The sequence below is a fragment of the Neobacillus phoenicis genome (genome assembly GCF_047302305.1).
GTDB lineage: Bacteria > Bacillota > Bacilli > Bacillales > Cytobacillaceae > Neobacillus.
The window spans coordinates 1191656-1204004 of record NZ_CP154847.1; the positions used below are offsets into that span (position 1 = coordinate 1191656).

The window sequence follows — 12349 nt, forward strand, 5'->3', positions numbered from 1 at the left end:
TTTGCGATGGATGTCACGTTCATTTAGTGGAAAGATATATAAAATTTGAAAGATTAATATTATTTAAGTATATGGTAAAATTTGTACAGAGAGAGGGGGACAAGTCGTGTTTCATTTGCCAAAGGTAACCTTAAGGGAACTCAGAATAACCGATGCAGAAGAACGTTATCAGTGGTGCCTGGATGAAGAAGTGATTAAGTATCTCAATATGCCTGAAAAATATCCACCCTTTAGTAGGGATGAAACGAAAAATTGGATTGAGATGTGTATAAAGAAAACGAATGGGTATGAGCAACGGGCGATTCTTGACCAAGACGGGGTGCATATTGGCTGGGTAGACTTAAAGAATTTTGACCGTTTGAATAAGCATGCCGAGTTGGGGATTGCGATTGGTGATAAGAGGTATTGGGGGAAGGGCTATGGCTTGTCGGCCATGAGAGAAATGCTTGATTATGGATTTACTTATTTTGACTTAAACAAGATTTGGCTGCGGGTCGAAGTGGATAATGAAAAAGCAATAAGTTCATATAAACGAATGGGCTACGTGGAAGAAGGAATTCTTCGACAGGACCGCTTGCGCAAAGGTGTATTCGTTGACCGACTACGGATGAGTATTTTAAGAGAAGAGTTTAATAGGATGAAAAGAGGTATGGCTGAATAGTTGCCATACCTTTTCCCATGTAAACTGTGCGGCAATATAAGCAGAGTGGGGGACTGTCCCCGTTAGACACAATTAGGGTCAGATTCCATGTCTGACCCTAAAATATTTATAGTGCTTCTTTGATTACTTTCTTATAGTAGTTAACAGAGAGTACGCCAAATATGGAGTACAGAGCGGTATATAATACCATGACAATAATCATCGGTGTCCATAGTTCCGTTCCGAACAGGAACCAGCCGGATTGGACGGCGAAGTAGCTATGAACGAGCCCAATAATTAAAGGAATGCCGAAACTGAATAATTGTTTCATCGTAATCCCACTTACCAGGTCACCCTGCGAAAAGCCAAGTTTTCTCAAAATCGTAAAATGCGGCTGTTCTTCTTCACTTTCCCCCATTTGTTTAAAATACAGGATACAACCGGAAGTAACCAAGAATGTTAATCCTAAGAAACCGACGATAAACATGATAAGTCCCATCGTTTGTTTCTGACTGTTGCTCATTTCAAGACGAGAGTCAAAGCCTGGATTATCGGTAAACTTCATGTCTTTAAAGATCGCGTTCGCCGCTTCTAATTGGTCTTCATCTTTTAAAGTAAATCCAATAAACACAGATGATTCTTTTTGAAGTGACGGTTCGGCATCTTTCTGTAAACGTTCGAAAATGCTTTCATCCACGATGGCCACGGGCTGACCGCCATTCGTGTAATACCAAGAGACAAGGTGAAGATCCTTTAACCCTAAATAGTCTTGTGGAATGACTTCCGTTTTCCCTTTTAGCTCAATTTTGCCAGAGTCCTTCAAGGTCATAAATTTTTGCAGTAAATCGTTATAGCCAGTAAAGACGGTATCCGTTGGCCCCACATCCAGACCGGAGACTTCTTGATCGCTAATGACTGAAATCGACATACTCTTCGGGTCCTTTTTCATTCCCTCAAGATTTGAATCCATGATGGACTTCAGATTGGCGTTGATTTGGACAACATCAATTCTCTTCTCACTAACCTTTATATTCTTTGCTTTAAGTGCTTCCTTAAATTGCTCCGCCCCATCTGTTTTGGTAAAAGCGAAATCTGCTGCTACTTGATCTTTTGCTGTTTTTTCCGCTGAATAGTAGGAGATATAACTTAGACACAACAGGGCAAGTGCAAGGGCGGAAACAGTCGTAATGATGGTTAACAAAAGAGCGTTCGATTTCATCCTAAACATAATAGACGAAAGAGAAAGCACCTCGTGAATCTTAAGGTAGCCGTCTTTCTTTTTCCGAATGAGATGAAAAAGGAAACTAACAGTCCCTTTGTAAAACAGGTACGTCCCAATAATGACCGATGCCAAAATGCCTGTCATCGCCAGGAATAGCTCCATCATGTCGGTGAAATCGCCGGAAAACAACTTCGACGAAAGATAGTATCCGAATCCAATCAGAAGAATGCCAACTGTTCCCAGGACCATTTCCACCAAGGAGAGCTTTTTCGCTTTCCCTTCTGTCGATGAAAGGACTCTAAATAAGGCTAAAATCGTTTGTCTTTTAATGAAGACAAAATTCATCAGCAGAATGAACAGATAAATCACACTAAACACAATAAGGGATTGGGTCAATGCCTGGCTGGAAAAATGAAGGGTCGCAATCGCATCTACCTTCGTAATTTTAAATAAAATCATAATGATTAATTTTGAAACCGAGAAACCAATAAAAATCCCGACGATGAGTGAACCAAAGTAAAGTATAAAATTCTCTGCACTGAGAATGCGGAAAATCCTGTTCTTGGTCATCCCGATTAATTGAAACAAACCAATTTCCTTGCTTCGTCGTTTTAGAAAAATATTGTTGGCGTATAAAACAAAGATGCTCACAATCCCGACAAGCAGGATGGAGCCCGCTCGAATCGCTGCCGCTCCTTTAATCGTCCCTTTGGTATGATCCAAAGCGGGGTCATATTGCAGGGTGACGAACGAGAAATAAAGAGCGACGCTAAAGATTAACGCAAACACATAGAGAAAATAGTTTGTTAGATTCTTTTTGAGATTTCGAAGGATGAGTTGATTAATGCTCATATTGCACCCCGCCTAAGACTCCTTGGGTTTTCATAATATCCTTGAAGAACGCTTGCCGCGACTGCTCTCCTTTATTCAACTGTGTAAACATCTGACCGTCTTTTATAAAAATCACTCTGCCGCAATAGCTGGCTGCTACAGGGTCATGGGTAACCATCACAATGGTGGCTTGCCGTCTTTGGTTTAATTGGCTGAGCTTGTTTAACAAATCGGATGCCGATTTGGAATCCAGGGCACCGGTTGGTTCGTCTGCGAAAATAATGCTTGGTTCGTGGATGAACGCACGAGCCGCAGAGGTCCGTTGTTTTTGTCCGCCGGAAATTTCATTTGGGTATTTTTCTTTGAGTTCATAAATGCCGAGCTCGTCTGCCACTTCTTTGAATTTGGCGTCTGCTTCTTGTTTGGACACTTTAGCAATCGACAGGGGTAAGAGGATGTTTTCTTTGACTGTCAGCGTATCAAGCAGGTTATATTCTTGAAAAATAAATCCTAGATGATGTTTGCGAAATTCTGCCAGTTGCTTTTCCTTTAAGGTGGTCATTTCTTTGTCTTCGATTTGGATGGATCCTTGGCTGACCTGATCAATCGACGATAGAACATTGAGCAAGGTTGTCTTTCCCGAACCTGACGCACCCATAATACTCACGAATTCGCCTTTCTCAATGGTTACATCGATGCCTTTCAATACTTCCTGTTTATTGAATTTGTTGCCGTAGCTTTTATAAATTTTGCTTGCTTGTAGAATTGTCATTCCGATACACACTCCTTTATTCGATTACTTGATTTCCGCTCCAGGCGCTTCGCTTTCCGCGGGCGGTCCGGGAGCCTCCTCGTCGCTTTGCTCCTGCGGGGTCTCCCGTGACCAGCTTTTCCCGCAGGAGTCTTCGCGCCTTCCGCTCCAATCAGCAATGACTGTTAATATAACCTAATTATAAAAGGAGACAGAGCTCTCTTCCTTCGATTGGTCTAACAAAATAAGAGAAGCATGTGACAATGTTGTCACATGCCGAGGATGTTGTTGAAGTCGTTTCTTTTGGGAAAACGTAAGGTAAAGGTTGACCCTTTCCATAGTGTGGACTGAACCTCCATCGTTATCAGTAAGGGTTTGGATGCTTTTTTGGCGAGATAAAGTCCCATCCCTGTTGCTTTGTTGTCATGATGATTGATTGTAGAGGTAAATCCTTTTTCAAAAATGCGCGGTATATCCTTTGGATCAATCCCGCGGCCAAAGTCCTGGACTTCGAGGATGGTCTGGCCCATTTTTTCAAAACTTGTTATGAGAATATCCGAGGCCTCGCTATATTTGACCGCATTGGTTAACAGCTGCCTTACGATAAAAGCAAGCCATTTGCTGTCACTCAAAACAGAAGGGACCTGTAAATTGACGTCAAAGCCAATCCTTTTTTGCATACACCAGGATTGCAGTCCACGAATCTCTGTAAAAATAATCGATTTTAAGTCGGTCTGCTCGATATATAAATCGTTTTCCATAAAGGGAATGCGTCTTTGGTGCAGCTGTTGGTCTAGAAGGTGATGAATTCGTATCCACTCATAGGTTAATTTTGTTTTTAATGGTTCATCGTTCATGTGTTCAAGCATTAAATGCATCGCTGTTAACGGAGTTTTCACTTCATGTATCCAGGCAAGGAGGTCATCCTTCTCCTCTTCTAGCGTCATCTGGTTTTGCGAGGCTTCCTGCTTTAACCGCTTGGTCTGGTTCGTCAGCGTTTCTTCGATCATTTTTTCAAAAGGGCTGTTAGTTGAAGGCAATAAATCTAAGTCATTCTCCCATTCCTCCAGGCTTTTGAAAAACTTCGTCTCTCTTTGGTAACGAAGGAACAAAAATAGGATAAAAATAATACTTGATAAAAACACCATATAGAGGATGGGTGTGAACGGAATGGCAGAATCAATCGAGGCAACAAATAGGAAAAGCCCTTGGAATACAATAAAAAGGGCAATCCAGCTGCGCCGTTCTATTAAAAATCGCTTCATCATAAAAAGGCTGCCTCTTCAATCGCTATATATCCCTGGCCGACCTTTGTTTCAATATACTGACCAAGGCCAAGTTCCTCTAGTTTTTTTCGCAAGCGATTGATGTTAACGGTTAAAGTATTGTCGCTAACAAATCGCTCATCATCCCATAGGCTTTTGATTAGTTCTTCCCGGCTGACGATTTTATTTTTTTGCTCAATGAGCAATTTTAAAATAAAAATTTCATTCTTTGTCAGTTCAACCGTTCCCGTTTCATTACTGACCGTGTTGCGCGGATAATCGATCGTTGCCCCGCACCATGTTTTGAGTTCAGTTTGGTCTGTATTGTAATTGTACACACGGCGAAGAATCGCTTGTATTTTGGCAATGAGCACCTCAAAATGGAACGGCTTTTGAATGAAATCATCTGCACCAAGCTGCATCGACATGACCATATCGGTGGGATGGTCACGTGAAGATAGAAATAGAATCGGCACATTGGAATGGGCTCTAATCATTCGGCACCAATGAAACCCATCGTATTTAGGCAATTGGATATCAATAATGACTAAGTCCGGTTTGTGCTCGGTAAATTCCTGGAGTACCTTACTAAAGTCGGAAATCCCCACTACGTCGTAGGACCAGCCAATTAACCGCTCCTTTATTTCTTGGAATAGCGTTGTATCGTCTTCTATTAATAAGAGTTTAAACATATTACTCACCAACTTTTTTTAAACATAAGTAAATTGTATAGCAAATTTTTCCTGTAGGCTAGAGATTTCCCTGGCCTTCCATTTGGAAAAATTAGTGTATAATAGGTTGAATATCGCAAATGGGAGACGAGAATATTGGAAAAACAGAATAGCAGGTATAGATGGGTGGTTTTTGCCACGGTGTTATTTGTGTACTTTATCATTGTGAGCCAACGAACTGCCCCAGGATTGATTTCCGACCAATTAATGAAGGATTTTAATCTGACAGCATCGACCATCGGATTATTAGCAAGTATTCAATTTTTTGCTTACACTGGTCTACAGATTCCGATTGGAATCCTATCGGACCGTTTTGGGCCTAACTTTTTTCTTGTTATTGGAGCGCTTCTTAATGGAATAGGAACGCTGATTTATAGCTTGGCACCGAATGAGTTTGTCCTTCTGTTTGCTCGCTTTTTAGCGGGAATTGGGGATGCGACCATATGGGTAAATTTGGTGTTGATTTTGAGCCAGTGGTTTAAGGTAAATGAGTTTGTCAAGTTACTCGGTTTTGCAGGAATGGCGGGGAGCTTTGGGTTCCTGCTGGCAACGGTTCCGTATTCGGCATGGATTGCTGAAGCCGGCTGGCGAACCCCGTTTTTCACAACAGGTATTGTGTTATGTCTTGCCGGGATTCTTTTATATTATGTCTTGGAGAGAAAACCGAAGCAATTATTCAAGAATGACCGTAGAGCTGCTGGAAAAATGAAGAAAGAACGCGAAAAAACGCTCGTTCTGTTACGACGTATTTTTTCAGATCGGCAGGCATGGGCCACCTTCCTTTGCCACTTTGGAGTGGTCGGTACGTATGTTGGTTTCATCGGCTCATGGGCGGTACCTTACGGGATGCATGTGTATGGAATGACTCGTTCCGGTGCCAGTCAGCTTATTATGTTTGGGCTGTTTGGTGCTTTATTGGGGGCTCCGCTGACCAGTTGGATATCAAGCCGAGTTGGTTCGATTAAACGACCATATATTGTAGTTCATTTGGTTGTCCTGTTATGTTGGGCTTCGTTCCTAGTGCTTGGTGGTAAGCCAACCTACTCTATACTAGTTTTGATCTTTTTTCTGATTGGCTATGGGAATGGTGCGAGTGCGTTGACGTTTGCTGTCGTTCGGAAGTCATTTGATATTAAAGTAGTCGGTGTGGTTTCTGGGGTTGCAAATACCGGCGGTTTTTTAAGTGCCGTCCTGTTGCCAGGTATTTTTGGGAAGGTATTAGATCATTTTCATTCTTCTCCCGTTAGTGTGGGCTATCACTATGGATTTATCATTCCGGTGATTTTTTCAGTCATCGGTTTGATTGGAGGAGTCATGATTAAGGAACAACGCCGTGAAGCGAAACAGCGGAGGCAAGCCGTAGTATAGATTTTTGCGAGCTCCTCGAGATTAAGTTTCAAAAACACGTGAAAAGTAATGAATTGAAAAAATGCTGTGTTCCAATTAGGAGTACAGCATTTTTTGTTATTTATAAATAAAACCAATGACTATTTTTATCCATCCGAGAAAAGCAATCCACAGCGGGACACTTAAAGTTGTCCCCCACATTAACCCCACGAAAAAATTCCCCTTTTCTTCCATGAAATCCACTCCTACCTGAAAGTTGATGGTGCAATCATTGCTTTCATCAGTATGGTCATAATGTTGGGTTTTTTAACTATTCATATCGGTTTTACTGTAGGACTGGCCAATCTAGTGCTATATGTAACTTATTTTTAATGGATATATTCCCTTTAAACATATCAAATAAACTCTAAAAGCTAATGAAAATCTTGAAATCGAAAAAATAAAAGTTTCGACAAAGAGCGTTAGAAAAAATCTCATCCAATCCCAATAATAGTCTCTAGGTATTAAAAAATACCAAAATTAAGGGCAATTTGATTCATGCGCATTTAGGTGAAAAGAAGCGTTTCTTGCGAATCGTGCCGAAAACGGTCAAAAACTATTTTTCCGCCTCGAATGGTGTCCATGAAGGTACGATTCGTTGAAAGGGGGTGAAATCTTGCACATCCGCCATTTTCTTATCACGGGATTGATGGTCGGAGCAGCGATGTTTTTACCAGGTCAAGCATTTGCTGAAAAGAACGACTCAAATGGTCAACAACAATCTTCAAAAGGGTTCGTTCAAAGTCAATTTTCAGCCAAATCTGATCAAGCAACAGAAAAAACGAGTATTCCGGTAAAAGCAAAGAGCGCAAAATCCCAAGAAAAATCGATTGCGGTCCCTAACAATGCAAATTCGAATCAGGGAGTATCGAAACAGCAGGCATTCAAAAGTATTCCTCAACAGGCTGCTGCACATCAACCAACCGCCATGCCGAGTCAGGCAAAAGTAAAGGTAGAACTTCCGACAAAGAAGCCGGAGGTCAGCACATATACGCGCGGGAATGGAAAAGGCAGAGCACTACAGGAAAAGAAACAAGCAGTCCTTGAAGAAACAACCGTTTCCGATAAGGCTGTCAAAAAGCCTGATGCCAACGCTTTATATAAAGGGAGAGCGGTAAAAAATAAGACCCCAATAAAGAGAGACGACAACTCGTTAGACTCTGAACAAAAAGGTTCCTATGTACCGCTATCCAAAAAGGAAAGCAGTTTTGAAACCCCTGTGAAGGAACAGCAAAAGCAGAGACCCATTCCAGAGAGTAAGGAAGAAATTCCTAAAATCAGCCAATCATTAAGTGCCGGCCAACGGACGAATAGTTCAGGCGGGCCGTCCAATGATCGAGGCAATCTGGGAGTAAGTTCGTTGGGATTGATGGATAAATGGTTTGACTGGAATCATATTTATGACATCCAGCTTGCTCATCCTTTCCATTCACGGATTGCATGGATGATTCATCAATGGGAAAATGCTCCACCTTCACCACCACCGCAGAAAGCTCCTTTATTAGAAACGGTTACCCGCAGCTAAAAGCCAACGGAACACATAATAAAAGGAGCGAAATAAAAATGAAACATTATTTAAATTACAATAAAGTCTTTAAATCTCTTGTATTAGCTGGAGCAGTATCTTTTGGAGTTTTTGCTGGAGGACATTTTACTGAAGCAGCAGGCAATGGAAATGGTAATGCTGGGCACAGTGTTCACGTGAATAATGGAAATAGCATCAAGATGAACGGAAATGGCCATGCGGCAGTTAGGGTACAGCCAAAATTAGAAGTAAAGGCTTCTGTTAAGGCTCAGGTAGGCAAGGCTAGCAAATCACAAGCAAGTGTACACGCAAGTGAAACGGCGAAGATGCATGCTGCACCAAATTCAGCCGTTCACGGTAAAGTGGAACAACCTAAAGTAGAGACTACTGAAGAGACTCCAGTTCAACAACCTGCTACAGAAGAAGCTACTCAGGAACAAACAGAAGTCTCAACTGAGCCAGTTGTAACGACTGAACCAGTTGAAACAACTGAGCCTGAAATGACTGAACCAGCAGAAGTTGAAAAAGACGATGTTGCTGAGAAGGATGAAGAAAAAGAAGCAGCAGTTAAAGAGGATGAAAAAGACGCCGATCTTGATGCAGATACTGCAGTAAAGACGGAAGATAAAGAAGATGAAGATGAGCATTCTAAGTCTGAGAGAATGTTAAAAGAAACGCATGTCGTCGTTAAGTCAAATGACGAAGACGATGCACAGGCTGTTTTAGATGATGAAGATGATGCTGATGCTGAAAAAGTAAACCCTTCTGCAGCTAACAAAGCAAAGTCTCAAGCAAGTGCTCATGCTAGTGAAACAGCAAAATTACATGCTGCACCAAACTCTGCAGTATTAGCTGGTGAAAAAGAAGAAGCAACTGATGCTGTAACTGAGCAACCAGCAGAAGAGTCAACTGACGTTGTAACTGAGCAACCAGCAGAAGAGTCAACTGACGTTGTAACTGAGCAACCAGCAGAAGAGTCAACTGACGTTGTAACTGAGCAACCAGCAGAAGAGTCAACTGACGTTGTAACTGAACAACCGGCAGAAGAAGCAACAGAAGTTGTAACTGAACAACCAACTGAAGAAACTGCAGCTGTTGAAACAGAAGGTACAACTGAAGAAGAAGCAACTGTAGAAGCAGAAGATGCAACAGAAGAAACAGCGGTTGTTGAAGCTGACGATGCAACTGAAGAAGCAACAGACGTTGTAACTGATGAAACTACTGAAGAAGTAAAAGCAGAAGAAACTACTGAAAAAGTAAACCCATCTGCAGCTAACAAAGCAAAGTCTCAAGCAAGCGCACATGCTAGCGAAACAGCAAAATTACATGCTGCACCAAACTCTGCAGTATTAGCTGGTGAAAAAGAAGAAGCAACTGATGCTGTAACTGAGCAACCATCAGAAGAGACTACTGACGTTGTAACTGATGAAACAACAGAAGTTGTAACTGAGCAACCTGCTGAAGAAACAACAGAAGTGGAAACAGAAGGTACAAAAGAAGAAACAACAGCAGTAGAAGCTGAAGGTACATCTGAAGAAACTGCAACAGTTGAAGCAGAAGGTACAACACAAGAGACAGCAACAGTTGAAACAGACGATACTACTGAAGATGCAACAAAAGTAGTGAGCCCATCTGAAACAATTGAAAATGCAAAACTAGAATCTGCAGTCAATTCTTTAGTATTAATGGTGAAGAAATTGATCCAGATGCTTATGTTGAAGTGGTAATAGATTCAACCTTGCAGAAGTTGAAGCTTACAACGAAGCAGCATTCAAGCTAATACAAAGAATTAACTAGTTTAAAGAGAAACCGGGGAAATTTTCCTCGGTTTTTTGTATTTTCCATACACAATACCCTTTCTTACCAGAAGGGAAACATATTTCTATTGTCGAAATAAAAGAAGGTGAAGACTAATTTAATTGGAGGCAGCGATGATGGCAGGTAGAGGAGTCGAATCAAACGATTTATATCAATTGAAGTCAGTGGTGAATCCACAATTTTCTCCGAATGGTCAATCGTTCGTTTATGTGCAAACAACCATTGATCAAGAAACGGATGAGTATCAGTCACATATTTTTTACCAAACAATTGAAAAAGATGAACAGCCAGTTCAATGGACGTTTGGAAAAGGGAAAAACCATTCACCGTGTTGGTCTCCGAATGGAAGAGAGCTTGCGTTTGTCACTAACCGAAGCGGAAAAAATCAGATTCATATTCTAAGTACCAGTGGTGGAGAAGCAAGACAGCTAACGTTTCTCCCGAGTGGGGCGAGCAACCCAGTATGGTCGCCTGACGGAAAGAAGCTTGCTTTTACTACATCCATCAAACCAGAGCAAAGCATTTTTGATAAAAAAGAAGAGAATAAGCAAGAAAAACCAGTACCACTTGAAGTAACGAACATGCGTTATAAATCAGATGCCAGCGGTTTTTGGCAGGGGGACTTCAAGCAGGTTGTGATGGTTGATGTAAAAAACGGAGAATTAACGCAGCTTACTGAAGACCAACGCGATGTTTCACTCTATGCCTGGTCACCGGATGGAAAGTATCTCGCGGTTGGTGCGGATTTAGCAGAGAATGCGGATGACTCATTTATCTATGATGTATTTCTATTAGACATTTCCAAAAAAGAATTAATCTCTGTGACAGATTCTACTGGCTTTTTTGGTAGTGCCGCTTTTTCACCTGATGGGAAATATCTTGGGATGCTCGGGCATAAGCGGGAATTTGAGAATGCCACACATACGAAAATCTGGGTTTATTCCTTCCAAACGAAGGAAACGAAGTGCCTACCAGCCGATAGGAATCTACTAGTTGGGGATTTTATGACGGGAGACTTTCAACAGGGCGCGACATCCCCGGGATTGTTGTGGAACAGTGATAGCAGTGGATTCTATTTTGTAGCATCGGAAAAAGGAAACACCAATCTCTATTATAGCGATTTACATGGCCTCATCGATCCTGTCCTTGTGGGTGAGCACCACGTATACGGCTATTCCATTCATTCTGAATCGAAAAAGGCTCTTGCTGCGATAAGCAACCCAACTGAAATTGGCGATTTGTACTTGTTCAGTCTTACAGGAAAAGAAGGCACATTAGAAAAGCGAACAAAAGTAAACGACGCATTCTTATCCGAAACGACTCTGTCGCAACCTGAATCGATTGTGTTTGAAGGGGCAGACGGATGGAAGGTACATGGCTGGCTGATGAAGCCGGTTGGTTTTGAAAAAGGGAAGAAATATCCGTTATTACTTGAAATTCATGGCGGTCCGCATATGATGTACGGAAATACCTATATGAATGAGTTTCAAATTTTAGCGGCAAAAGGCTATGCAGTCTTATACGTGAATCCGAGAGGCAGCCATGGATATAGCCAAGAATTCGTTGATGCAGTTCGGGGAGATTATGGCGGCAATGATTACCAGGATATCATGCTTGCTGTAGATCATGTATTGGCAACGTATGATTTTATTGATACATCACGACTTGGTGTGACCGGCGGAAGCTATGGCGGCTTTATGACAAACTGGATTGTCGGTCATACGAATCGCTTTAAAGCTGCGGTGACCCAGCGATCCATCTCGAACTGGGTTAGTTTTTATGGCGTTAGCGATATCGGTTATTATTTCACGGAGTGGCAAATCAATGGGGATTTCCGCGATATTCAAAAGCTGTGGAAGCATTCACCGCTTGCTTATGTAGAAAAGGTTGAAACGCCGTTATTAATTTTGCATAGTGAGAAGGATTTCCGCTGCCCGATTGAGCAGGCTGAACAGCTATTTATCGCCTTAAAACGATTAGGCAAGAAAACGAAATTCGTTCGTTTTCCAGAAGAAAACCACGAGCTTTCAAGAAGCGGCAAGCCAAGCCTTAGAAAAAGCCGGTTGGATTATATCCTCGGATGGTTTGAGGAAAATCTCTAATATTGAACACAAAAAAGCCGTAAACTCAAAGATTACGGCTCTTATTTTATATATAAATACTTAAGGAGCGAGAATTGT

9 protein-coding genes are annotated in these 12349 nt (G+C 41.7%); 5 read left to right on the plus strand and 4 right to left on the minus strand.

Going from position 1 to position 12349, the window contains the following annotated elements:
- Window positions 1-106: 106 nt before the first annotated feature.
- Window positions 107-661 carry a GNAT family N-acetyltransferase gene (locus AA0X95_RS06320; RefSeq protein ID WP_413306743.1) on the plus strand — a complete coding sequence of 185 codons (555 nt, stop codon included), beginning with the start codon at window positions 107-109 and terminating at the stop codon, window positions 659-661.
- Between the two features lie 106 nt (window positions 662-767).
- On the opposite strand, the gene AA0X95_RS06325 is transcribed toward AA0X95_RS06320, so the two are convergent.
- The 4 genes from AA0X95_RS06325 to AA0X95_RS06340 form a co-directional block, all read right to left on the minus strand.
- Complete coding sequence (locus AA0X95_RS06325) at window positions 768-2714, minus strand: FtsX-like permease family protein (RefSeq protein ID WP_413306746.1); 1947 nt, start codon at window positions 2712-2714, stop codon at window positions 768-770.
- Window positions 2704-3465, minus strand: a complete 762-nt coding sequence (locus AA0X95_RS06330; RefSeq protein ID WP_413306749.1) for an ABC transporter ATP-binding protein — start codon at window positions 3463-3465, stop codon at window positions 2704-2706. The genes AA0X95_RS06325 and AA0X95_RS06330 overlap by 11 nt, the downstream gene beginning before the upstream one ends.
- Before the next feature lie 248 nt (window positions 3466-3713).
- Window positions 3714-4712, minus strand: coding sequence for a sensor histidine kinase (locus AA0X95_RS06335; protein ID WP_413306751.1), 999 nt, complete (start codon window positions 4710-4712; stop codon window positions 3714-3716).
- Complete coding sequence (locus AA0X95_RS06340; protein ID WP_413306754.1) at window positions 4709-5401, minus strand: response regulator transcription factor; 693 nt, start codon at window positions 5399-5401, stop codon at window positions 4709-4711. The genes AA0X95_RS06335 and AA0X95_RS06340 overlap by 4 nt, the downstream gene beginning before the upstream one ends.
- A gap of 135 nt (window positions 5402-5536) precedes the next feature.
- On the opposite strand from AA0X95_RS06340, the gene AA0X95_RS06345 reads away from it, so the two are divergent.
- The 4 genes from AA0X95_RS06345 to AA0X95_RS06360 all read left to right on the plus strand — a co-directional run bounded on the left by AA0X95_RS06345 (window position 5537) and on the right by AA0X95_RS06360 (window position 12271).
- Window positions 5537-6808 (plus strand): MFS transporter, encoded by a 1272-nt coding sequence (locus AA0X95_RS06345; protein ID WP_413306757.1) that lies wholly within the window; start codon window positions 5537-5539, stop codon window positions 6806-6808.
- A 634-nt stretch (window positions 6809-7442) separates the two neighbouring features.
- Window positions 7443-8351, plus strand: coding sequence for a hypothetical protein (locus AA0X95_RS06350; protein WP_413306760.1), 909 nt, complete (start codon window positions 7443-7445; stop codon window positions 8349-8351).
- A gap of 38 nt (window positions 8352-8389) precedes the next feature.
- Window positions 8390-10078, plus strand: coding sequence for a hypothetical protein (locus AA0X95_RS06355; protein WP_413306762.1), 1689 nt, complete (start codon window positions 8390-8392; stop codon window positions 10076-10078).
- A gap of 204 nt (window positions 10079-10282) precedes the next feature.
- Window positions 10283-12271, plus strand: coding sequence for a S9 family peptidase (locus AA0X95_RS06360; protein ID WP_413306765.1), 1989 nt, complete (start codon window positions 10283-10285; stop codon window positions 12269-12271).
- The last annotated feature ends 78 nt before the right edge of the window (window positions 12272-12349 follow it).

Excerpts from the sequence above, each read along its gene's own strand:
- AA0X95_RS06335 (WP_413306751.1), bottom strand. The coding sequence starts at position 4,712 with ATGATGAAGCGATTTTTAATAGAACGGCGCAGCTGGATTGCCCTTTTT.
- AA0X95_RS06325 (WP_413306746.1), bottom strand. The coding sequence starts at position 2,714 with ATGAGCATTAATCAACTCATCCTTCGAAATCTCAAAAAGAATCTAACA.
- AA0X95_RS06330 (WP_413306749.1), bottom strand. The coding sequence starts at position 3,465 with ATGACAATTCTACAAGCAAGCAAAATTTATAAAAGCTACGGCAACAAA.
- AA0X95_RS06340 (WP_413306754.1), bottom strand. The coding sequence starts at position 5,401 with ATGTTTAAACTCTTATTAATAGAAGACGATACAACGCTATTCCAAGAA.
- AA0X95_RS06360 (WP_413306765.1), top strand. The coding sequence starts at position 10,283 with ATGATGGCAGGTAGAGGAGTCGAATCAAACGATTTATATCAATTGAAG.
- AA0X95_RS06355 (WP_413306762.1), top strand. The coding sequence starts at position 8,390 with ATGAAACATTATTTAAATTACAATAAAGTCTTTAAATCTCTTGTATTA.